This window comes from Pseudomonas cannabina (genome assembly GCF_900100365.1).
Classification (GTDB): domain Bacteria; phylum Pseudomonadota; class Gammaproteobacteria; order Pseudomonadales; family Pseudomonadaceae; genus Aquipseudomonas; species Aquipseudomonas cannabina.
Window position 1 is genome coordinate 4384917 of sequence record NZ_FNKU01000001.1, and the last position, 21861, is coordinate 4406777.

Below are 21861 nucleotides of genomic sequence, written 5' to 3' on the forward strand. Positions count from 1 at the left end.
GACAGATCGCGGACAAACGAAGCGTCGCCCGGTCCGCTCAAAAACACTGGGTTCCTAGCGACAAGGGCACGTCACGCCTGCGCCATCGCCTCGTTCAGCAGTTTTTCCAGCGCAGCCTTGTGCCGCAGGAAGAGGATGCTCTGCCCGTGCTTGCCATCCAGCAGGCCGGAAAGGTCGAGGTCGGTGATGTAGCAGCGGTAGCGCTGCGGCTCCTGGCGCTTGCCGAGGATCTGTTGCGCAACGGCGGCGTACAGTTGATCGCCATGCTCCAGCTCGGAAAACTCGCTGTTGTCGCAATACAGGGTGACGTTGATCTGCCCCGGTGAGGCCTCTTCGATGATTGCCTGCACGTCGTAATACGGCCTGTCCGCAGCCGTGGGGGCCGGGCGATGTTCGATGCGCCGCGTGACGGCCGCACCGGACGGCAGGACCTGATAGTAGAGCGTTTCCAGCAAAATAGGCTCGAACGGGTTATCCAGCGGCAGTGAAGCGCCTCGGCGATAGTCCAGCGAGTGAAGAAAGCGCTGCAGCGGCATCAACAGGCTGTGTTCATCGTGATACGGCACGCGCTGGTGCCAGAGCGAATTGTGCTCATCCAGCACGTACAGGTCGGCATCCGGTTCGTTGATCCGGTAAAACACCTGAATGCACTCCGGTTGCCCGAACGGCAGGATCAGCGCCAGGTCATGGTCATCCAGCGCGTGGGGGTCGAGATGCAACGGGCTGTACGTCGGCAGTTCTTCGCCCAGGTATTTGAACAGCCCGGGCAGGCTGTTGACGACGATATGACCGACCCTGCCTGGCGCGATCTCCAGAACGTGGTATTGCTGCTGCACCTGAATCAAATAGCGATGATTGAGTTTTCGGGCGAGCAGCAACTGCGCCGTGCTGATCAGTTCCTCGACCCGCTGAGCGATGGCTGGCGCCCGGTTGTGGCAAAAGCACCGCACGCGAATCTGCGGCTGCTGACCGTGCTCCGGCAGGCTGGCGAGCAGTTCGCTCATGCAGTCGAGTAGGGCATGCGGCCCGTCGTAGCGGCTGACCAGCGTTTCGTTCCAGGTATTGAGCGTGATCTGGTCCAGCGTCAGCACCAGGTTCTCTCGAACGCCCGCGTAGCTGAGCGAGTCGGTGCGCTGCGTGGTCATCAGAATGTTGAGGTCGCGGTGATGCTTGAGCGGGTCGACCCCGACATTCACCAGCAGCAGTATTTCCTTGGGCACGGCGGGTTGCAGCAGCGCTGCGTCGCTGACGTCAGCCAGTGGCAGCTCGATGCTTTGCTGCAAAGCGCCGAGCAGATTGAACAGCTCGAATTCGGTCAGGTCGCTGATGCCCGGATGCAGCGCCACGCGGGTCGTGGCGTCGATCACGCTGTTGCGATGGCACCAGGTCAGGATATCGAGCAGTTCACGGCTGCGCTTGATCGGCGAAAAGTCCGGCCATTCATGTATGCCCAGGTTGCCGTTGTACAGCGCCCATTGATGTTTGCCCGGTTCACGTTTATTGGGTGAATTGACCAGCGTCAACGTGTCTTCTGCGAGGTCTAGCGCAATGCCCGGGTTGATGAATTCGATCTTGCCCGCCTTGCGCTCGAAGGCGGCATAAAGGCGGCGCCCGAGGATGGTCAGGTCGCGTGCGTCCAGTGCATCAGCGTTGCTCTGGGTGCGGGCAAACCGGGTCTGAAAGCGATAGCTGTAATTCAGCTCGTTGACCAGCGCGCGTCGCTCATGAACCACCTGGCGGACTTTCCACTGGCTGCGGCTGTCGAGCAGGGTCAACTGGCGCTCGTCCCATCCCCATTCCGAGGTCAGGCGCTCCAGCAGCAGGCGTTGCCAGCCATTACTGCGAAGACGGGGTGAGCCGGTCAGCTTCTTGTTGACCTTCAGGTACAGGCTGCGCCGCACCAGCTCCAGGCGCTCGGGTTCGTTACGCGCTTGCAGATGCTCTTCGATGCGCCGGTAAACGACTACGTAGGGGTCCAGCTCATCCAGGTCCAGCTGGTTGGCGAACACCGCTTGTTTGAAGCGCAAGCTCAGGCATTGCACGCGCGGATGTTCGCTGGAATACACCTCGATCAGCAGCAGTTTGAGCACGGACTTGTAAGGCGACTCAATACCTTTGAAGAGTTGCCACAACCCGGCACCGACAAACTCTGCGGGCGGAATAGGCGACATCGGCCCCAGATCGAGCACTTCGCTGGCGCGGATAAAGCGTTTGCTGAGCAGCGTGTGGGTGTAATCCTCGTAATTTTGTTCTTCATAGACCGGCACCAGCCACCACATCGGCGTGCGACCCGCGAGCCAGATCGCGGTGCGATAAAACTCGTCGAGCAACAGGTAATGCTGGGTGGTGCCGCAATCGTCAGAGCTGAGCTGTGAATCGCGGTCGCCGCGCCGGAATCGCTCCGGGTCAATCAGGAAAAAATGCGCCTCTGCGCCCATCGTGGCGGCCCACGCTTCAAGTGCCTGGCACTTCTTGCGCAGCTCGATAATAGCGTCCGGTTCCAGCGCGCTGTCATGGCAGACCCATACGTCCATGTCGCTCTGTTCAGCCTGGGCCAGCGTGCCGAGGCTGCCCATCAGAAACAGGCCGTGGATCGGCTGCGCAGGATTGCCGTGCCGTGCTTTATACGAGAAAGAGCGCGTCAAGCGCTGCGCTTCGCTCAGTACCGGCGCGTCAGGCTCGTACTGCGAGACGCCCGCAGGCGTGCTGCCGGAAACGTAGCCGGGCAACAGCGGATGATTGACGTGAAAGAACAGCGGCAACAGTGTCATGACGCTCTGTTGGCGAGTCGACATGCCTTCCAGGGCACGCGCGTATCTCCCGTCATTGACCGACAGGAAGCGGTTACGCAACTGGCTGAGCACCTTGCGGTCGATGCCCTCGTCCAGATCAGGGCGAATTTCAGGGTTACGCGTCATCACAACTCAAGGCATCTGGCCCGGGCAGGCGTGGAATTACTGAGCAAGATGGCGAAGAAGGTTTGCAGCCGAGAGAAGCGGGTTCGGTCGGGTTGCCATTCAGGCGCCAATGGCTGTTATCGGCCGACGTTCCGATAAGTGAAGGGCCTGCGACATTTTTTGCTACGCAGGCCCTGCGCGGTTCAAGCTGCCTGTTTCGAGACGCTGAGAATGGTCAGCAGTGACTGCGCATGCTGGGCAGCCTCAAGCCCGAGGCTGGTCAGATAGCCGCCATCGACCTGGGTCGTGAGGCCTTTTTCGAAAAGTCTTTGTGCTGCTGCGACGGCAGTGGGGGCGGCGACGTGATGAACTTTGAGGCCTTCCTGGGTGTTTCCCAGATTGAACAGTGCAAGGATTTCCAGTTCGGCAACCAACTCAGGGGTATACGACATAGCTACTCCAGACTTTTTATAGTGATACGACCTCGCCGGCTGGCGGGTGTGTCTGGAATCGACGTGTCGGTGTCTGTGCTCGTCGGTTCTAGAGACCGTTGAAGCCGGCTTGGCGTGATAGCCCCGGAGGATCAAGCGGCAGCGGGGCCTCTGCAGTGTAGACAGCGTCTGAACGCTTTGCAGCATATATCTCACCGGCATGGTGGCGGCGGGTGGTTATTTCTCGGGTGGCAACTCGGGCAGTGCGCGCAGTGCGGCTTCGTACCATTGCGTGTCGAACGGGCGGTCCTGCTCAAGCAGGGCATCGATCTCGATGGCCAGAACGTGTGCCATCATTTCAAGAATGTCTTCGCGCTCGTAATTAACCAGGCTCAGCATGTTGAACACGGCTTTGGCCGCTGGCGGGTTACCGGCTTCGATCTGGTTCTCGATGGCTTCGATCAGGGTCGAGGCAGCAAATTCTTCTTCGTCATTGTCGATTGCATCGGTCATGTTAAATCCTCAAATAAGGCGGGCAGTCTAACCGGCGGCCTGAAAACAACAAACCCCGGAATTCCGGAGTTTGTGAGCGCAAAGGCTGAGGAATCAATCAGCCGTCGGCTGACCCAGCGGCACGGGTTCCTTGCTACGCCAGTGCGGCAGGGAATTCCAGTAGCGCTCGCCCTTGGCATCGTCGTACATGCCTTCCCAGCGCGAGATGACCAGCACTGCCAGCGCATTGCCGATCATGTTCAGGGCGGTACGCGCCATGTCCATGATCCGGTCGACACCAGCGATGAACGCCAGGCCTTCCAGTGGAATACCTGCGCTGCCCAGCGTTGCCAGCAACACCACGAAGGAAACACCCGGTACGCCCGCGATGCCTTTCGAGGTCACCATCAAGGTCAGCACCAGCATCAGTTGCGCACCAATCGACAGGTCGATGCCGTACAACTGCGCGATGAAAATCGCCGCGATGCTCTGGTACAGCGTCGAGCCGTCGAGGTTGAACGAGTAACCGGTCGGCACCACGAAGCTGCAGATCGCTTTCGGTGCGCCGTAGGCTTCCATTTTCTGGATCACGCGCGGCAGCACGGTTTCGGAGCTGGCGGTGGAGTAGGACAGAATCAGCTCGTCCTTGAAGATGCGCATCAGCCTGATGACCGAGAAGCCGAAAGCGCGAGCGATCAGCCCGAGGACCACGAAGGCAAAGAAGGCAATGGCCACGTAAACCAGAATCACCAGCTTGGCCAGCGGCAGCAGCGAGGCAAAGCCGAAGTTGGCCACCGTCACCGCAATCAGGGCGAAGACGCCGATCGGCGCGTAGCTCATGATCATGTGAGTGACCTTGAACATGGCTTCCGACACGCCTTGAAACAGCTTCACCAGAGGCTCGCGGACTTCGGCTTGCAGGCTGGAATGCCCCAGCCCGAACAGCACCGAGAAGAAGATGATCGGCAGCATTTCGCCGCGCGCCATGGCCGCGAAAATATTGGATGGGATCAGGTTGAGGATCGTTGCGATGAACGCGTGATCGTGCTGAACCTCGGCAGTGGTCTGCTGATACTTGGATATATCGACGGTGCCGAGGGTGCTCATGTCGATGCCCGTGCCCGGATGGAACACGTTGGCCAGTACCAGGCCCACCAGAATGGCAATGGTGGTGACGACTTCAAAATACAAAATGGTTTTGAGGCCGATGCGCCCCAGTTTCTTGGCATCGCCCACGCCCGCAATGCCCACAATCAGCGATGCGACAACGATCGGGATAACGATCATCTTGATCAGGCGAATGAAGATGTCACCTGCCGGTTGCAGGAGGTTGGTGATCCACCAGGCTTTTTCAGCACTGAAATGGTTGAGCAGCGCACCTACGGCGATACCCAGTACCAGTCCGATGAGAATCTGCCATGCCAGACTCAACTTTGCCTTCTTCATATTTTTACCCTTGTTTGAAGTCGCTTGGATCGTTTCAGAACCGACGCACTGACAGGGCGTTGCCACGGCAATTTCAGAGCGCGGATACGTTGAAAGATCCCCAGAGAGGGCCACTGCAGCCGAGCCTTTCGGTTCGTGTGCAGACGAAAAAAGTCGCAACTATTCCCATGGCGTGCGCATTCGTCTAATGCCGTAAATGACTACCTTATGCGTAATCGGCATATGAGAGCGCTGAAATGTGTTGATTTGTGTCGAGGATATAAAACGGTGATTCGGCGCAAAGGTGGCTAAAACGTCGCCTATGGCCTGGTTGAGAGATGCGGGGAACGTGAAGGGATGTGGCCGTGCTGAATCGATTACTTAAGTTAATTTCCAGATATACGGTATTAAGTGCCCAGGCCGGTGCGTAATGACGCAGGTAGTTGGCCTGGGTACTTGAATCGGTTTTACCCTTTGCCTTTGGTGCGCGTCATGTGCGGGCCGCTGTTTTTTTCCAGGTATTCGATGATCATCCCGGCGACGTCCTTGCTGGTCGTCACTTCAATGCCTTCAAGACCGGGTGACGAGTTGACTTCCATCACCAGCGGGCCGTGATTGGAGCGCAGGATATCCACACCCGCCACACTCAACCCCATCACTTTGGCTGCGCGCAATGCCGTCATGCGCTCCTCCGGCGTGATCTTGATCAGGCTGGCGCTGCCGCCGCGGTGCAGGTTGGAGCGGAACTCACCCGGTTTGGCCTGACGCTTCATCGAAGCGATGACCTTGTCACCGACCACGAAGCAGCGAATGTCGGCCCCGCCAGCTTCCTTGATGTATTCCTGCACCATGATGTCCTGCTTGAGGCCCATGAACGCTTCGATCACCGATTCGGCGGCGGTGGCGGTTTCGCACAGCACCACACCGATGCCCTGAGTGCCTTCCAGCACCTTGATGACCAGCGGCGCGCCGTTGACCATCTGGATCAGGTCAGGAATGTCATCCGGGGAGTGAGCGAACCCGGTCACCGGCAAGCCGATGCCACGACGTGAAAGCAATTGCAGCGAGCGCAGCTTGTCGCGCGAGCGGGCAATCGCCACCGATTCATTGAGCGGAAACACGCCCATCATTTCAAACTGACGCAACACCGCACAGCCATAGAAAGTCACCGAAGCCCCGATACGCGGAATGACCGCATCGAAGCCTTCCAGCGGTTTGCCGCGATAGTGGATCTGCGGCTTGTGGCTGGCGATGTTCATATAGGCGCGCAGGGTGTCGATCACCACCATCTCATGGCCACGCTCGATACCAGCTTCGACCAGACGACGGGTGGAATACAGACGCGGATTACGCGAAAGCACAGCGATCTTCATGCAACACCTGAGGAAGTAGAGGCCGGGAACACCGGCTTGTCTTGTACGTATGTAATGCCCGGATTAACCACCAGATGGCCGTCAATCAGGGCTTTGGAACCCAGCAGCAGTCGATAGCGCATCGATCTGCGGCAGGCCAGTGTGAATTCCACTGGCCATATGCGATCACCCAACGCCAGCGTGGTACGAATCACGTAGCGCACCTGCGCATGGCCGTTGGAGCTTTTAATGGTCTTCATGGCAACCAGTTGCGCCTCGCAACGACGGTGGCGCAACTGAACCACCGTGCCCAGATGCGCATTGAACCGCACCCATTTCTGCCCGTCGCGCTCGAAAGGTTCGATCTCGGTAGCGTGCAGGCTTGAGGTGCTCGCGCCGGTGTCGATTTTTGCGCGCAGGCCTGCGACTCCAAGGTCGGGAAGCGCCACCCACTCGCGCAGGCCGATAACTGTCAGGTGATCAAATGTCTTCAATGCAATTCCGTACGTCTCAAGACTTCTTCAACGCCTCAGGGGCGACCTGGGCCAAGGCTTTGAATGCAGGTTTGGCGAAAAAATAACCCTGCATCAGGAAAATGCCGCAATCGATGAGAAAGTCCCGCTCTTCGACGTGCTCGATGCCTTCTGCGATGACTTTAATCCCCAAGTCCGAACACATTGTGACAACCCCGCGAACAATCGCCTGACGCACGCGATTACGATGAACATCACGGATCAGGTTCATGTCGAGTTTGATCAGATCGGGTTGAAAATCGGCGAGCAGCGTCAGGCCTGAATACCCGGCGCCGAAGTCATCGATCGCCGTCATGAAGCCGAACTCTCGATACTCACGCAGGATGTTGCTCAAATGGCCATTGCTGCACACATGTTCGCTTTCGATGGTCTCGAAAATCAACCTGTCGATAGGGAAATCGTGTTTTTTGGCCGCTTCCAGCGTGCTGCGGATGCACAACTCGGGACGATACACGGCATTGGGCAGAAAATTGATCGATAAACGCTCGGTCATGCCCAGCTTTGCCGCACCGGCAATGGCGGTGGTGCGACACATCTGGTCAAACCGATAGCGGTTCTGGTCGGTGACCTGACTCAATACCGAATAGGCACTTTCCCCGCTGGGGCCACGCACCAGTGCTTCATGAGCGAACGTCGTCTGATCCCGCAGATCGACAATCGGCTGGTAAGCGTAATCGAACGAGAAACCCAGTTCGGGGCTGCCCGTGCATCCCTCACACCTTTTTCCGGGGGAGGTTAACGAAGTTGGAAATTCTGTCACGTCGCACTCCATGTGAGGTCGGGGCAATAAAATGATGAATGGCTGATTTTGACAAGCAATGATCGGTTACTACATGTTCGTGAGAGATCTGCCGGTCCGCCGAACGGTGCGGCCGCTGTTCCCGATCAGCCTGATAACGTTCAGACTGCCACACTGATGAGGAATTCACATGGCGCAAAAGCTGGAAGACGACGACAAGGTTCGTCTGGATAAATGGTTGTGGGCGGCGCGCTTCTTCAAAACGCGTGCGCTGGCCAAAGCGGCCATTGAAAGCGGCAAGGTGCACTGTCGTGGCGAACGTTGCAAGCCCGGCAAGGAGCCCCGCCTTGGTGACGAGTTCCAGATTCGTATGGGCTTCGATGAGCGCACGGTGGTCGTGGAAGCACTATCGGTGGTTCGCCGTGGTGCGCCGGAAGCGCAGACGCTGTATCGCGAGACCCCGGAAAGCCTCGCGAAACGGGAAAACGCCGCCGCGCAACGCAAGGCTGGCAACCTCGGCGTCACCACCGATGGAAAGCCGACCAAGAAGCAGCGCCGGCAGCTTTTTGATTTTCGGGGCAGCCAGCACAGTGACTGAAACAGGGTGGATAGCACGCCCGGTGATCGGCCCGGAAAGTCATCCAGCTTGGAAGCGCGCCGGATAGCTCCTAAAATGCTGGTCAACGCGTATGGTGCACAGCGTTTTCAGGTGCCGAACGGCGCTTGCTGCTGATGGCCATCCATTGTCATTACCTCAGATACCCTCTTCCTATGCATGATTTCCCCGACATCGATTTCACCCAGCGTTTCATTTTCGACGAAAGCGACGTTCGTGGAGAGCTGGTCGCGCTCGAGCGCAGCTACGCTGAAGTGCTCGCCAAACATGCTTACCCGGAGCCGGTCGCGCAATTGCTTGGCGAACTGATGGCGGCTGCGGCGCTGCTGGTCGGCACACTCAAGTTCGACGGTTTGCTGATCTTGCAGGCCCGCTCCAGCGGCGCTGTTCCGCTGTTGATGGTCGAGTGCTCCAGCGAGCGTGAGCTACGTGGCATTGCCCGCTACGACGAAGCGCTTATCACCCCTGGCGCAGGCCTGCAGGACCTGATGCCGGACGGCTCGCTGGCTTTGACCGTCGACCCGCGCCAGGGCAAGCGCTATCAGGGCATCGTCGCGCTGGATGGCGTCGACCTGTCGGAAAGCCTTTCCAATTATTTTGTGATGTCCGAGCAGCTGGGCACGCGTTTCTGGCTCAAGGCCGACGGCCATCGTGCTCGCGGCCTGTTGCTGCAACAGCTGCCCGCTGCCGAGATCACCGACCCTGAAGAGCGCGATGCCAACTGGGAGCATGTCATTACCCTGGCCAGCACCCTGACGGCCGAAGAAATGCTCAGCCTGGACAACCCGACCATTCTGCATCGCCTGTATCACGAAGACCCGGTTCGCCTGTTCGATATTCAGCCGATCTGCTTCCGGTGCAGTTGCTCTCGCGAGCGATCCGCCAATGCGTTGGTCAGCCTCGGGCTGGAGGACGCGCAGCAACTGGTGATCGAGCACAACGGCTCGATTGAAATCGACTGCCAGTTCTGCAACGAGCGCTATCTGTTCGATGCCACTGACGTTGCGCAGCTGTTTGCTGGCGGCGGCGTCGATTCTCCGTCTGACACGCGCCATTAATCAAAGCGTAAAGAGCCTCAGAATACGGTGTGGGTCCCTGTAACGCTGTTCTGACAGGAGGGTCCTACCATTTCCGGGCATTTCTGGCATAATCCGGCCCACTTTTACGCTGTAGTAGTGGTTGTTTTTTTACTACAAAACCGTTTGAAGCACTCGGCCAGCGGCCGACGGGGAACCTCATGACGCAAACCAACAACGCTGTGTACACCGATCTGAGCACCGACGAACTGGTCAAGGAAGCCCTTACCCGCAAAGAAGGCGTACTGTCCGATACTGGCGCACTGGTTGTGGAAACAGGCCATCGTACTGGCCGTTCGCCTGCTGATCGCTTCATTGTCGAAGAGCCGAGCACTCAGGACGCAATCGCTTGGGGTCCGATCAACCGCAAGTTCCCGGCCGAAAAGTTCGACGCCTTGTGGAACCGCGTAGGCGCTTACCTGGCCGAGCGCGAGCGCTTCGTTTCCCACGTTCATGTAGGTTCGGACCCGGCGCACTACCTGCCGGTCAAGATGACCACCGAAACGGCGTGGCACAACCTGTTCGGCCGCTGCCTGTTCATCAACCCTGAACAGTACAACCCGGCTGGCAAGGACGAGTGGGAAATCCAGAACGCGCCTTGGTTCGTCTGTGATCCCGAGCGTGATGGCACCAACTCCGATGGCACCGTCATCATCAACTTCGCCGCTCGCAAAGTGCTGATCGCAGGCATGCGTTACGCCGGCGAAATGAAGAAAGCCATGTTCTCGGTGCAGAACTTCCTGCTGCCAGCCGCTGACGTGCTGCCGATGCACTGCGCAGCCAACATGGGCGAAGAGGGCGATGTGACGCTGTTCTTCGGCTTGTCCGGCACGGGTAAAACCACGCTGTCCGCTGACGAAAGCCGTTACCTGATCGGTGACGACGAGCACGGCTGGGGTGAAGGCGTGGTGTTCAACATCGAAGGCGGTTGCTATGCCAAGTGCATCGACCTGTCCGAGCAGAACGAGCCGGTCATCTGGAAAGCCATCCAGCATGGTGCTGTACTGGAAAACGTCGTACTCGACCCGGTCACCGGGAAAGCCGATTACGCCGACAGCAGCCTGACCCAGAACAGCCGTGCGGCCTACCCGCGCGAGCTGATCGAAAAACGCGCACCGAAAAATCTCGGTGGCGAGCCAAATGCTGTGATCTTCCTGACCTGCGATCTGACCGGCGTGCTGCCGCCAGTGTCGATTCTCAGCGAAGAGCAGGCGGCTTATCACTTCCTGTCCGGCTACACCGCGCTGGTCGGTTCGACCGAAATGGGTTCGGGGTCGGGCATCAAGTCCACCTTCTCCACTTGCTTCGGCGCACCGTTCTTCCCGCGTCCGGCTGGCGAATATGCAAACCTGCTGATCAAGCGCATCCGCGGTTTCAAATCCAAGGTCTATCTGGTCAACACCGGCTGGACCGGCGGTGGCTACGGCGTCGGCAAGCGCTTCAACATCCCGACCACCCGTGGCGTGATTGCAGCGATCCAGAGCGGCGCTTTGATCGGTGCAGAAACCGAGCACCTCGACATCATCAACCTCGACGTACCTAAAGTGGTTCCGGGCGTAGACACCGGCCTGCTCAACCCGCGCAACACCTGGGCTGACAAAGCTGCCTACGACGAAGCCGCCAAGGCACTGGCTGGCCTGTTCGTGGAGAACTTCAAGAAGTTCGACGTGAGCGACGCCATCAAGGCTGCGGGTCCGAAGTTGTAATTAAACATCTTCGTGGCCGCACCGACGTGCGGCCCCGGAAATGCTCAGGCAAACGCCCCGACTCATCGGGGCGTTTGCTTGTCTGGGCGACTTGTTTCTGTGGTGGGTGATGACCGGGAGGTGGGTGGCTGCTCAACCCAACGGACTGAACCCGCTCGCGGCACTGCAATAGCGTTGCCGGCTGGCTGACTCCGCGAGACGCTTGCACTGCTCTTTGAAGTACACCTTGGCGCCCTTGCGGCATTCTCGGTGCTCGATCGAGCCCCCACGCCAGTTGCGGCATACGCTGGTGTCGTCAATCTGATTGTCTGTAACGACCCACTCGGCGCGATAAGTGCGCGTCCTGTCCCACTGCAACACGATGGCCGACTCGACGAATTGCGCGGCGGCGAGCTTTGGCTGCGGAATCTGCCGTTGCGCTTTGTACTGGCTCATGTAGCGCGCAGACACCATGCCCTGTGCGTTTGAGCGGTTAACCGCCTTTTGGCTGTTCCCGAATCGACAGGCAATGACTGCTTCGTCGATTAGATTATCTGCGCCCAAGCACTCGGGCAGCGTCAGGGGGCGACTTGGTGTTTCGATCATGGGCGGTGGAGCAATAACAGGAGCGTTGGTGACGACGACGGCTGGTGTTGACGCGGGGCTGAAATCAACTGTTTTCGGCACATGGATGTAATGGAGCAGCCCGTAGCTGCATAGCCCGATGACCACCAGCATCATGAATCGATTGCGTTGGCGCGTCCGAGCATTTCTTGACTGGCTTCGGGGAGAACGGGCAATTGCGTCCTCCTCGTCGACACTCAAGGCCTCGTATGCGTCACTGCCGTTCTGCTTATCGGGCACTCAGGCCTCCCGTAGATCCGACTGGCTTTTCAGGTGAGTGAAGATATCCATGGCGGCGCCGTCTCCCGATGTAATGTTGGCGGCGTAGTTCGCAGGGTACTGGGCTTTCTCTATGGGCGGCAGTTGATCGTAGTGAGCGAGAAGCATCACCAGTGTTTGAGTGCTTTTGCCGGTTTCGTTGTATTCGTCGACATATCTTTGGCAGATGGCCCTTTTCCATACTTGCTCTTGAGCGTAGTTTTCGGAGTACGCAGCACTTCTTTCGTTAATTGTGGAGTCGCTATCTTCATCGTAAATGATCAGCCTCAGTTGATCTTGAGATAACCCCGCGAACGGATTTGCTCCTGACCCGTTCTTGAACGAAGTCGCTTGCCTGGCCCTTTCGAGCAGTTCAGGGTCGTCCGTATCTGGTATCTCTGCATCGTGCAGTTTTCTATTCGAGTAATAACTGTTGCCTGCAATTTTGTCACTGATGCTTTTTGCCAGAGAGCCTAAGCTTTTGAAGTCAAGACTGCTGTCGCGAGTCTGGGCGCGTGCGGCACTATTGCTCAATTGACTGGACAGTTTCGAGAAGGTGGCGCCGTCAATGGCTGGCTCAGAAGTGAGCTCTTTTAGGCTGTAACTTATATTCTTGACGGAGGTGCTTTTCCCGACAGTCGTTCTTGTGGTGTTATGGGTGAGGTGGGCGACGGATGTTGTATCAAGCATGCTGCGTCCTCGCTGCTGAAGCCAATCCATGGCTTTATATTCACTTCCTGTATCGGCCAAACCAGAGTCAGCTTTAGCTTTCCGTTGAAAAACGTGCGTGTCAAAATGCGACACGCACGCTCCGGCGCTTATTTCATTGTGAATTCAGCAGCCCACGCATAAGTGGAAAGATTGGTGGCACGAGACGTCGCCGTGCAGACAGCGCCACCTTCAGAGTTTGCGGTCCGGTTCCACTTTGGCACCTTGACACCACCCGCACCGTGAAGCTTTATGAATGTGGTCGAGAATACGCAAACCTTGGAGCCCATGACGTAGCGAACACTGGCGTAGTTTGTATCCGGTGATAGAGTGCTTTGCATGGAGTAACTATCTGAATCCCCAGGTTGGACTTTTGGTGCAATAGTCGTTCTGGTATTACGCTGAGTCGATATTTCGTTGCGAGTGACGACTTTATACTCCGCCACCTCCGTCCCCAGATTTTTAAATGTCACAGTCACCGGTGGGCCTGCGTGCACAGTAACGGCGGTGCACAGTGTGGCAAGAACAATCGAAGTCAGTAAGATTTTATGGGTTTTCATAGTGGGTAGTTCCTGAGTCAATTCATTGAGTTTTAGTTGTTTAAATAAGTCAGGTGCGAGGCGGTGCTTGGCGAAAATTTATTCGCGGCCGCGACCTGTCGTTCAGATCAAAGTCTGTGATGTGTCAGTGCGCAGAATGCGTGCGCCGGTCACTTACAATATTGTTGATGCAGATGATGTTCCGAGGAGAGCCCTGCGCTGAAATACGGGCCGTTCCATTGGGCGGGTAGCAAGAAAATAGTGATTTTCCGCAATCCGTGGTGATGTTTTAGCACGATGGGCGGGGAAGAAAAGTAGGAAGTTTCTGATTCTTTGCAAATCAGCTAAGTATCCTCTGAAAAAGCCCATTTTTTTGGAGAGGAACCGGGCTGGAGCGCCTGTATTTACTGGCTTCGACTTTTGAAGAAAAGGCTTTTTCAGACCTTCCCTAATGAATATTATTGTTCTTGTCTTTTAGTGTCGAGTTGGATTAACTGCGCTGGCAGAAGTTATAAGTGTGCAGGTTAGAGCGCCCCACAGAGCTGAAGGGCGCCACCCTGTGTCTCACGTCACCGCATAAAACTTGCGTACATACGCCGTGCTGGTCCATTTGCACGGTGCGCCTTGGGCGACGAATACGGTATCGCCTGTGTTCACGGTCAGGCTCGGGCCGTTTTCCAGGCTCAGTTCTACGCTGCCTTCGATCAGGTTCATCAGTTCATGGATCTTGTGCGGGCGCGAGATGCGTTCGTAGGGCGTGGAGTCCCAGACGCCGATGCGCAGGGTGCTGGCCGTGTCTTCGAACAGGCTGTTGCTGCGGCACTGCGGCAGCGCGCTGATCATGATGCTCGGGTCTGGCGGTGAGGACGGTGTGAGCATGGCGAGGCGGTCGAGCGGGACGATACCGGCTTTGTCTGGCCCGCTGGCTTGGGTGGATGCGCAGAACGCCCAGAGGCTGTCTGGTTGCGCGTCGATGCGCACTTGAGTGCCGCGACCGATCACCGCGCTTTCGCCGTTGCTGACAGTGACGCTGTCGGTGCCGGAGGTCAGGGTGACGCTACCCCGATGCATGACCAGCATTTCGGTGTAGGGATAGGCGTCTACTGACAGCGACGTGCCGAAATGAACCAGGCCTGCAGCAATGCCCTGATCATCGATGAATGCTGTGCGACGGCCTTCATCGAACGGGTCGTGAGCGTCAAGCGGGCCGGTGGTGAATTCGGTGTCTACCGGGCCGAGGTCGGCTCGGGCGAGGATTAGGGCGGTTGGTTGGGGCATTGGGTTTGGCTCCTGAATTGAGAGTTGGTGATCGTTCCCACGCAGAGCGCTCAGCGTTTTACGCAACTCTTGTGGGAGCGAGCTTGCTCGCGAAGAAGGTGAATCGGCACTGCTTTTCCAGCGAGATACTGGCCCTTTCGCGAACAAGTTCGCTCCCACGGCCTTCGGCCAGAATCAAAAACAGAGGTGCGTATGACGACGTGTGCGGATCTTTGTGCACACTCAACCGATCGCCTGGGTGATCAGCGCAAACTGGCGCACGCCCTGGCTGGGTTGCGGGACTGCGCCCATGCTCATGCAGGTCACGCTGTCGACGCGCTTGAGGCCGGCTTCTTCCAGCCAGTCGGCCAGGCCGCAATCGGTCGGGATGTCGATGCGGACAAAGGCGTAAGGCACTTTTGCCAGCAGTTGTTCGATCATGTGCCGGGCTTGCTCGACGGTCTGGGCAACCACCGGGCCGATGCACAGGCCGCGGCCGAAAGGGCGCAGCAGGGCGAAGGCCTGTAACTGGCCGTTATGCTCGATGCCCACCGCGTGTTCGAGATCCTTCAGCACGTCACCCAACGTGACCGAGCGGTCCATGCCCGAGCCAGCGTTGGCCAGTTCCAGTACGCGAGCGTGGTCGGCTTCGGTCAGCGCCCGGCAGTTTTCCTCTGCCTTCAATGCTGTCACACCAGGCGGTTGCGCCTGACCCTGGCGCTGCTGGACCTCGCCAAAACTGACAAAACCCAGTTTCTCGTACAGCGGCGCGCCTGCCAGGGTGGCATTGAGCACGGCTGTGCGTGGCGGAACACTGCTTATGGCCAGCTCCATCAGCTTGCGGCCAATGCCCTTGCCTTGATAGTCATCGCTGACGATCACCAGGCCGATGGTGGAGAACTCACCCTGATGGCAGGCAAACGCACTGCCGACCAAGCGGCCGTTGTGTACCGCAACGAAGCCCTGAGCGACACGTTGCAGCATGGCCCAGTCTTCAAGTCGGTGCGGCCACTTCAGGGCAATGGACAGCTCATGAGCATTGCCGACATCGGCTGCGGTCATGGGGCGGTATTCAAAGTCGAGGCGTTGCTGAGCGAGCATGACGTGTCTCCGTCCAGAAGGATGCACAGGCAAATAACGGTGCGGCAGACGCTCTGTATCCCACCTGCCGAGAACGCTGACAAGAGGCCGGCGAGCATTCGGCAGATTCCACAAACCGCAGTTCTTCAGACCACAGTTACTGCTTAAAACGGTCGGAGGCCCGGCAGCAAATGCTTGTGGTTTTTTATCCGGATCAAGCTCTTTATATAGCTGCTGTATTTGCCCACTCGCCGGTCAACTGTGCGGCGCAGTTTCTGCGGCGTAAAGCCCCGTGTTTGAGCCTGAGCGCCCTGAAAAGGGTCAAAAAAGCGCCAAAAACCGGGGTTTGCCCAAGGCTGGAGCGCCCCGCAAAGTCTGCTGAGCGCACACCTCAAAACGGTGCTTTCTATCAAGCAGCCATCACTTTTAACGCCATATGCTGATTTCACGGTGTTGTAATGAGGGTGTGCTGCAGCGTGCATCACCGCCCTTCAGACGAAGCCGGATTGTGCGTCATGCCATGCCCTCAACGAACTTTCAGGACCGCACACAATGAGCTTTCTTCGACCAAAATTCATTACGTTCGACTGCTACGGCACCTTGACCAACTTTCATATGGGCACCATGACGCGCGAGATTTTTGCCGACCGCGTTCCGGCTGAACAGATGGACCAGTTCGTCAAAGACTTCTCGGCCTATCGCCTGGATCAGGTCATGGGCGACTGGATGCCTTATGACGAAATCCTGAAAGTGGCACTGGCCCGCACCTGCAAGCGCTGGAACGTTGAATACCGCGAAGAAGGCCAACTGTATTACGACGCGGTGCCGACCTGGGGCCCGCATGCCGATGTACCGGCCGGCCTGTCGAAAATCGCCGACAAGATCCCTCTGGTGATTTTCTCCAACGCCAGCGACAGCCAGATCATGTCCAACGTCGAAAAGCTCGGCGCGCCGTTCCACAAGGTATTCACTGCCGATCAGGCCAAGGTCTACAAGCCGCGCCTGGCTGCTTTCGAGTTCATGCTCGACAACCTGGGTTGCGGCCCGGAAGACATCTTGCATGTCTCTTCCAGCTTCCGTTACGACCTGTTCTCGGCGCATGACATGAAAATCAGGAACAAGGCATTCGTGGCACGCGGTCACGAACAACCAGCCAACAGCTTCTACGAGTACCACCAGATCCCGGACATCGGTGGTCTGGCCGGGCTGGTCGGCCTCTGACCGGATAAGCGCCAACGGCAACATCGGCATTTTTCAGGGGGCTCTTCCATGAGTGACAAGGGGAACAAGATGCGCAGTGAGTCCTACTGGCTCGATACGGCTCCAGACTTTACCGGCGCGCAGGATGGCGCGGTGGAGGGGCAGGCTGACGTGGTGGTGGTCGGTGGCGGTTTTACCGGTCTTGCGGCAGCGCGTGCATTGGCCTTGAAAGGTGCCAGCGTGGTGGTTCTGGAATCAGGCCGGGTGATCGGCGAAGCCTCTGGCCGTAATGGCGGACAGTGCAACACCGGTGTCGCGCAGGACTATGCGTCGCTGAGCGCCAGCCTGGGTGCCGATCAGGCTCGCGAGTATTACAAGGCTTACGAAAGTGCGGTGCAGAGCGTCGTTACTGTGATTGAGCAGGAAAGCATCGCCTGCGATATCAAGCGTAACGGCAAGCTCAAACTGGCGGCCAAGCCAGGGCATTACGAAGGGCTGGCGCGCACCTGCGAGCTGATTCGTCGTGAAGTCGATGCCGACGTCGAGCTGCTGTCGGCTCAGGACGTTCGCGCTGAAATCGATTCCGACGAGTTCCACGGTGGCCTGTTGCAACGCAATGGCGTGCAGATCCACGTCGGGCGTTTCGGTCTGGGGCTGGCGGACGCGGCGGTGCGGCATGGCGCGCGGGTGTATCAGGACGCTACCGTCAAGGACTGGAAAGCCAACCGCGGCGGCTTTGTGGTCAACACCTCGAAGGGGTCCATTCAGGCCGGACAAGTGCTGCTTGCCACGGGTGCCTGTCAGCATGGCGGCCTGGGCTGGTATCGCCGCCGCATCGTGCCGGTCGGCAGTTTTGTGATCGTCACCGAAGTGTTGCCGCAGGCGCTGATCAACCAGCTGTTCCCTAACCAGCGCGCTTACGTGACCAGCCGTTTGATCGGCAACTATTTCCGGCTCACTCCGGACAATCGCCTGCTGTTCGGCGGTCGGGCGCGCTTTGCGATGTCCAACAGCAGCTCCGACGCCAAGAGCGGCAAGGTGCTGCAAGCAGCGATGGTGCAGATGTTTCCGCAACTGGCCCACGTCAAGGTCGACTACTGCTGGGGTGGTCTGGTGGACATGACCTCCGACCGTTTGCCGCGTGCAGGCGAGCACGGCGGAGTCTTCTACTCGATGGGCTACAGCGGCCACGGCGTGCAGATGTCAGTGCACATGGGCCAGGAGATGGCCGAGGTCATGGAAGGCAAGGCGCAAGCCAATCCCTGGAAAGACCTGAGCTGGCCAGCCATCCCCGGCCATTTTGGCAAGCCCTGGTTTCTGCCTCTGGTCGGCGCTTACTACCGCTATCAGGACAGTCGCCACTGAGTTTTTGTTTAACCGTCGTCGTGTGCGCATGAAGGATGCTCCGGCCCCCGTGAGCAACTCGGAATTTCCCCTTTTCGACAGGTAGAACTGATATGGCTGACAAGAAAACCGATTCCCCGCTGATCACAGGCGAAGACAGCCTGCGAGTGTTCGAGGGTCTCAATCGCGGTCTGTCGCGTCGTGACGCACTGCGTATGCTGGGCGTTGCAGGTGTGGTCGCGGCTGGCTCAAGTAGCCTGTTCGGTGCAGCGGGCAAGGTCTTTGCCGACGACGCCGATGCACCGGTCAAAGGCAAGCCGGGCGGCCGCATTCGGGTGGCGGGCATGTCCAGTTCCACGGCTGATACGCTTGACCCGGCCAAAGGTGCGCTGTCCACCGACTACGTTCGCCATTTCATGTTCTACAACGGCCTGACCCGCTTCGACAGCCATCTGGTTCCGCACATGGAGCTGGCCGAGAAGATCGAAAGCGACAACGCCACCGTCTGGACCGTGACCCTGCGTCAGGGCGTGACCTTCCACAACGGCAAAGCGCTGACCGCAGGCGATGTGGTGTTCTCCCTGTCGCGCCACAAAGACCCGGCCACCGGTTCGAAAGTCCTGCCGCTGATGGCGCAGTTCTCCGAGATCAAGGCCACCGGCCCGATGGAAGTGCAGATCACCCTCAGCTCGCCGAACGCCGAGCTGCCGTCGATCCTCGCAGTTTCGCACCTGCTGATCCTGCCCGAAGGCACCACTGATTTCAGCAAAGGCATCGGCACCGGCCCATTCACCGTCAAGGAATTCAACCCGGGCGTGCGTTCGGTCAGCGCGCGTAACCCCAACTACTGGAAGCCGGGCCTGCCGTATCTGGACGAGATCGAATTCATCGCCATTTCCGATGAGCCATCGCGGGTCAACGCGCTGCTCTCCGGCGATGTGCACATGATCAACGAGGTCAACCCGCGCTCGACCACGCGCATCGCTGCCAGCGCCAAGCACCGCGTGGTGGACGCGCCGTCCGGCAACTACACCGACCTGATCATTCGTCAGGACCAGATGCCCGGCAAAAGTCCTGAGTTCACCGAGGCCATGAAGTACCTGCTGGACCGTGAACAGGTCAAATCCGCAGTGTTCCGTGGCTATGCCCGTGTCGGCAACGACCACCCGATCTCGCCAGGCTCGCGCTACTTCAACGCAGACCTGCCGCAACGTGCCTACGATCCCGAGAAGGCCAAGTTCCTGCTCAAGAAAGCCGGCATGGAAAAGATCACCATGGCGGTGGCAGCATCGCCTGCTGCGACCGGTTCGGTGGACATCGCCGTGCTGCTGCAACAGTCGGCCAAACAGGCTGGCCTGACCCTCAACGTCAACCGGCTGCCAAGCGATGGCTACTGGTCCAACCACTGGATGAAGCATCCGCTGAGCTTCGGCAACATCAACCCGCGCCCGAACGCTGACGTGATCTTCTCGCAGTTCTTCCAGTCCACTGCGCCGTGGAACGAGTCGGGCTGGAAGAATGACCAGTTCGACCAGTTACTGCTGCTGGCCCGTGGCGAAACCGACGACGACAAGCGCGCCAAAATGTATGGCGACATGCAGACCCTGGTCAGCCAGAACTGCGGCATCGGCATTCCGGTATTCATCAGCAACATCGATGGCGTGGACAAGCGTATCCAGGGCTATTCCAGCAACCCGCTGGGCGGCTTCATGGGTTACATGTTCAGCGAGCAGGTCTGGCTGGACGCGTAAATGCAACGCTGAACCGAGCGGGAGGATGCAGATGAATAGCAACACACTCTGGTTGATCGTGCAGCGCTTCGGCGCGGCGATCGTGACGTTTCCATCGTGGTCTTCGCCATTACGGCGGTGCTGCCAGGAGACGCCGCGCAACAGGCTCTTGGGCAATTCGCGACGCCTGAACAGGTCGCGGCATTGCGTACAAAACTGGGCCTGGATCAGCCGGGTGTGGTGCGTTATCTGCATTGGTTGAGCAACCTGCTGGGGGGTGACTTCGGCGAGTCGGTGTCCAATGCGATGCCGGTTTCCGAGCTGATTGCCGGGCGCTTTCCCAAAACCCTGATGCTGGCGGCAACCACTGCGCTGGTGTCGGTTCCGGTGGCGCTGGCGCTTGGTATCGGCGCTGCGATGGGCCGGGGTGGCCGCATCGATGGCGCTCTGAATTTCATTACGCTGACGTTGGTGGCGGTGCCCGAATTTCTGGTGGCAACGCTGGCCGTGCTGATTTTCGCCGTCAACCTGGGCTGGCTGTCGGCCTTGTCGTATGGTGGTGACGTCAGCTCGCCCTGGCAGTTCATGCGCACCTACGCCTTGCCGGTCATGACCCTGTGCAGTGTGATCGTGGCGCAGATGGCGCGCATGACCCGCGCTGCAGTCATCGATCAACTGGACAGCCCTTACGTGGAAATGGCCAGGCTCAAGGGCGTCAGCCCGGTGCGTATCGTATTGCGTCACGCCTTGCCCAACGCCATCGGGCCGATTGCCAACGCTGTGGCGCTGAGCCTTTCGTATCTGCTGGGCGGGGTGGTGATCGTGGAAACCATCTTCAACTATCCCGGCATCGCCAGCCTGATGGTCGATGCCGTGACCAACCGTGACATGGCGTTGGTTCAGGGCTGCACCATGCTGTTCTGCGCCGCTTACCTGGGTCTGGTGCTGATGGCCGACCTGTGTGCAATTCTTTCCAACCCGAGGCTGAGAACCCAATGACTGAATTCATTGCGAAATCGACGCCTGTTGCGCCAGAAGCCGTGCCGCGCAAAAAAACGGTCCGCCCGACTTCGTGGCTAGGCCTGCTGGGCGCGACGGTGTGCTTCATCTGGCTGATGGTCGCGCTGTTCGGCCCCTGGCTCGCGCCGCATCCGGTGGGCGAAGTGGTCTCCGACAACATGTTTGAAAACATGAGCGCGGCCTATCCGTTCGGTACCGATTACCTGGGCCGCGACATGCTCAGCCGGGTGTTGATCGGCGCGCGTTTCACGGTCGGCCTGGCATTGATCTCTGCCGTGCTGGCCAGCGGCATCGGCACGTTGTGCGCATTGCTGTCGGTGGTTGCGCCCAAATGGCTGGACGAAATCATCAGCCGCCTGATGGACGCATTCATCTCGATCCCGAGCAAGATGCTGGCGCTGATCATGGTGTCGGCGTTCGGCTCGTCCGAAGTGCTGCTAATCTGCACGGCGGTGCTCAGTTACACGCCGGGGGCGTTCCGTATCGCGCGCAGCCTGGCGGTGAACATCGAGGCGCTGGAATATGTGCAAGTGGCGCGCACCCGTGGTGAGGGCCGTGTGTACATCGCTTGCCGGGAGATCCTGCCGAACATGCTCAACCCGGTTCTGACTGACCTGGGCCTGCGTTTTGGTTTCATCGTGTTGCTGCTCAGCGGCATGAGTTTTCTGGGGCTCGGTGTGCAGCCGCCTGATGCCGACCTGGGGTCGCTGGTGCGCGAGAACATCGGCGGCCTCAGCCAGGGCGCGCCAGCCATCGTGATTCCGGCGCTGGCGATTGGCACGCTGACCATCGGCGTCAACCTGTTCATCGACCGACTGGCCTCACGGCGCGGTCGCCGTTCGGGAGGGCATTGAG

Annotated in this window: 19 protein-coding genes and 1 pseudogene; 8 read left to right on the plus strand and 12 right to left on the minus strand. The window is 58.7% G+C overall.

What is annotated here, in order from left to right; translation table 11 throughout:
* Window positions 1-71: 71 nt before the first annotated feature.
* From BLT55_RS20805 to rimA, 7 genes are all read right to left on the minus strand, one after another.
* Complete coding sequence (locus tag BLT55_RS20805) at window positions 72-2918, minus strand: class I adenylate cyclase (RefSeq protein WP_054999742.1); 2847 nt, start codon at window positions 2916-2918, stop codon at window positions 72-74.
* Between the two features lie 182 nt (window positions 2919-3100).
* Entirely contained in the window at window positions 3101-3349 is a 249-nt protein-coding gene (locus tag BLT55_RS20810; RefSeq protein WP_007253178.1) for a TIGR02647 family protein, read from the minus strand.
* 216 nt (window positions 3350-3565) lie between these two features.
* Entirely contained in the window at window positions 3566-3841 is a 276-nt protein-coding gene (locus tag BLT55_RS20815; RefSeq protein ID WP_007253179.1) for a hypothetical protein, read from the minus strand.
* 93 nt (window positions 3842-3934) lie between these two features.
* Window positions 3935-5266: a glutamate/aspartate:proton symporter GltP gene (gltP, locus tag BLT55_RS20820; RefSeq protein WP_054999741.1), complete on the minus strand. Its 1332-nt coding sequence runs from the start codon at window positions 5264-5266 to the stop codon at window positions 3935-3937.
* 446 nt (window positions 5267-5712) lie between these two features.
* A complete protein-coding gene (gene rimK / locus BLT55_RS20825) occupies window positions 5713-6618 on the minus strand; it encodes a 30S ribosomal protein S6--L-glutamate ligase (RefSeq protein WP_003318100.1) in 906 nt (301 codons plus the stop codon).
* Window positions 6615-7091, minus strand: coding sequence for a retropepsin-like aspartic endopeptidase RimB (gene rimB / locus BLT55_RS20830; RefSeq protein WP_007253181.1), 477 nt, complete (start codon window positions 7089-7091; stop codon window positions 6615-6617). The genes rimK and rimB overlap by 4 nt, the downstream gene beginning before the upstream one ends.
* A gap of 16 nt (window positions 7092-7107) precedes the next feature.
* Window positions 7108-7890 (minus strand): S6 modification regulatory phosphodiesterase RimA, encoded by a 783-nt coding sequence (gene rimA, locus BLT55_RS20835; RefSeq protein WP_007253182.1) that lies wholly within the window; start codon window positions 7888-7890, stop codon window positions 7108-7110.
* 169 nt (window positions 7891-8059) lie between these two features.
* Between rimA and BLT55_RS20840 the strand changes: the two genes are divergently transcribed.
* The 3 genes from BLT55_RS20840 (at window position 8060) to BLT55_RS20850 (ending at window position 11267) form a co-directional block, all read left to right on the plus strand.
* Window positions 8060-8467 (plus strand): RNA-binding S4 domain-containing protein, encoded by a 408-nt coding sequence (locus BLT55_RS20840; protein ID WP_007253183.1) that lies wholly within the window; start codon window positions 8060-8062, stop codon window positions 8465-8467.
* A gap of 173 nt (window positions 8468-8640) precedes the next feature.
* Window positions 8641-9543: an Hsp33 family molecular chaperone HslO gene (gene hslO / locus BLT55_RS20845; RefSeq protein ID WP_007253184.1), complete on the plus strand. Its 903-nt coding sequence runs from the start codon at window positions 8641-8643 to the stop codon at window positions 9541-9543.
* A 179-nt stretch (window positions 9544-9722) separates the two neighbouring features.
* Window positions 9723-11267 carry a phosphoenolpyruvate carboxykinase gene (locus BLT55_RS20850; protein WP_054999740.1) on the plus strand — a complete coding sequence of 515 codons (1545 nt, stop codon included), beginning with the start codon at window positions 9723-9725 and terminating at the stop codon, window positions 11265-11267.
* Between the two features lie 132 nt (window positions 11268-11399).
* Here BLT55_RS20850 and BLT55_RS20855 read toward each other — a convergent pair whose 3' ends face one another.
* The 5 genes from BLT55_RS20855 to BLT55_RS20875 form a co-directional block, all read right to left on the minus strand.
* Complete coding sequence (locus BLT55_RS20855; protein ID WP_054999752.1) at window positions 11400-11987, minus strand: hypothetical protein; 588 nt, start codon at window positions 11985-11987, stop codon at window positions 11400-11402.
* A gap of 123 nt (window positions 11988-12110) precedes the next feature.
* Window positions 12111-12818, minus strand: a complete 708-nt coding sequence (locus BLT55_RS20860) for a hypothetical protein (protein WP_054999751.1) — start codon at window positions 12816-12818, stop codon at window positions 12111-12113.
* Between the two features lie 128 nt (window positions 12819-12946).
* Window positions 12947-13396, minus strand: a complete 450-nt coding sequence (locus BLT55_RS20865; protein WP_054999739.1) for a cupredoxin domain-containing protein — start codon at window positions 13394-13396, stop codon at window positions 12947-12949.
* 543 nt (window positions 13397-13939) lie between these two features.
* Window positions 13940-14653: a cupin domain-containing protein gene (locus tag BLT55_RS20870; RefSeq protein WP_055000036.1), complete on the minus strand. Its 714-nt coding sequence runs from the start codon at window positions 14651-14653 to the stop codon at window positions 13940-13942.
* Between the two features lie 222 nt (window positions 14654-14875).
* Window positions 14876-15733 (minus strand): GNAT family N-acetyltransferase, encoded by an 858-nt coding sequence (locus tag BLT55_RS20875; protein ID WP_055000037.1) that lies wholly within the window; start codon window positions 15731-15733, stop codon window positions 14876-14878.
* Between the two features lie 531 nt (window positions 15734-16264).
* Between BLT55_RS20875 and BLT55_RS20885 the strand changes: the two genes are divergently transcribed.
* The 5 genes and pseudogenes from BLT55_RS20885 (at window position 16265) to BLT55_RS20905 (ending at window position 21860) form a co-directional block, all read left to right on the plus strand.
* On the plus strand, window positions 16265-16933 hold the full coding sequence (locus BLT55_RS20885; RefSeq protein ID WP_007253189.1) for a haloacid dehalogenase type II: 669 nt from the start codon (window positions 16265-16267) through the stop codon (window positions 16931-16933).
* Between the two features lie 69 nt (window positions 16934-17002).
* Window positions 17003-18277, plus strand: a complete 1275-nt coding sequence (locus BLT55_RS20890; RefSeq protein WP_055000070.1) for an NAD(P)/FAD-dependent oxidoreductase — start codon at window positions 17003-17005, stop codon at window positions 18275-18277.
* Window positions 18278-18369: 92 nt separating this feature from the next.
* Window positions 18370-20007 (plus strand): ABC transporter substrate-binding protein, encoded by a 1638-nt coding sequence (locus BLT55_RS20895; protein WP_055000038.1) that lies wholly within the window; start codon window positions 18370-18372, stop codon window positions 20005-20007.
* Between the two features lie 31 nt (window positions 20008-20038).
* Window positions 20039-20985: pseudogene (locus BLT55_RS20900) on the plus strand (ABC transporter permease).
* Window positions 20982-21860: an ABC transporter permease gene (locus tag BLT55_RS20905; RefSeq protein ID WP_055000039.1), complete on the plus strand. Its 879-nt coding sequence runs from the start codon at window positions 20982-20984 to the stop codon at window positions 21858-21860. The pseudogene BLT55_RS20900 and the gene BLT55_RS20905 overlap by 4 nt, the downstream one beginning before the upstream one ends.
* Window position 21861 lies beyond the last annotated feature (1 nt).

What these genes read in the sequence shown, in the direction of transcription:
- BLT55_RS20805 (WP_054999742.1), bottom strand. Translation starts at nt 2,918, where the DNA reads ATGACGCGTAACCCTGAAATTCGCCCTGATCTGGACGAGGGCATCGAC.
- BLT55_RS20810 (WP_007253178.1), bottom strand. Translation starts at nt 3,349, where the DNA reads ATGTCGTATACCCCTGAGTTGGTTGCCGAACTGGAAATCCTTGCACTG.
- BLT55_RS20815 (WP_007253179.1), bottom strand. Translation starts at nt 3,841, where the DNA reads ATGACCGATGCAATCGACAATGACGAAGAAGAATTTGCTGCCTCGACC.
- gltP (WP_054999741.1), bottom strand. Translation starts at nt 5,266, where the DNA reads ATGAAGAAGGCAAAGTTGAGTCTGGCATGGCAGATTCTCATCGGACTG.
- rimK (WP_003318100.1), bottom strand. Translation starts at nt 6,618, where the DNA reads ATGAAGATCGCTGTGCTTTCGCGTAATCCGCGTCTGTATTCCACCCGT.
- BLT55_RS20840 (WP_007253183.1), top strand. Translation starts at nt 8,060, where the DNA reads ATGGCGCAAAAGCTGGAAGACGACGACAAGGTTCGTCTGGATAAATGG.
- hslO (WP_007253184.1), top strand. Translation starts at nt 8,641, where the DNA reads ATGCATGATTTCCCCGACATCGATTTCACCCAGCGTTTCATTTTCGAC.
- BLT55_RS20850 (WP_054999740.1), top strand. Translation starts at nt 9,723, where the DNA reads ATGACGCAAACCAACAACGCTGTGTACACCGATCTGAGCACCGACGAA.
- BLT55_RS20855 (WP_054999752.1), bottom strand. Translation starts at nt 11,987, where the DNA reads ATGATGCTGGTGGTCATCGGGCTATGCAGCTACGGGCTGCTCCATTAC.
- BLT55_RS20860 (WP_054999751.1), bottom strand. Translation starts at nt 12,818, where the DNA reads ATGCTTGATACAACATCCGTCGCCCACCTCACCCATAACACCACAAGA.
- BLT55_RS20865 (WP_054999739.1), bottom strand. Translation starts at nt 13,396, where the DNA reads ATGAAAACCCATAAAATCTTACTGACTTCGATTGTTCTTGCCACACTG.
- BLT55_RS20870 (WP_055000036.1), bottom strand. Translation starts at nt 14,653, where the DNA reads ATGCCCCAACCAACCGCCCTAATCCTCGCCCGAGCCGACCTCGGCCCG.
- BLT55_RS20875 (WP_055000037.1), bottom strand. Translation starts at nt 15,733, where the DNA reads ATGCTCGCTCAGCAACGCCTCGACTTTGAATACCGCCCCATGACCGCA.
- BLT55_RS20885 (WP_007253189.1), top strand. Translation starts at nt 16,265, where the DNA reads ATGAGCTTTCTTCGACCAAAATTCATTACGTTCGACTGCTACGGCACC.
- BLT55_RS20890 (WP_055000070.1), top strand. Translation starts at nt 17,003, where the DNA reads ATGCGCAGTGAGTCCTACTGGCTCGATACGGCTCCAGACTTTACCGGC.
- BLT55_RS20895 (WP_055000038.1), top strand. Translation starts at nt 18,370, where the DNA reads ATGGCTGACAAGAAAACCGATTCCCCGCTGATCACAGGCGAAGACAGC.
- BLT55_RS20905 (WP_055000039.1), top strand. Translation starts at nt 20,982, where the DNA reads ATGACTGAATTCATTGCGAAATCGACGCCTGTTGCGCCAGAAGCCGTG.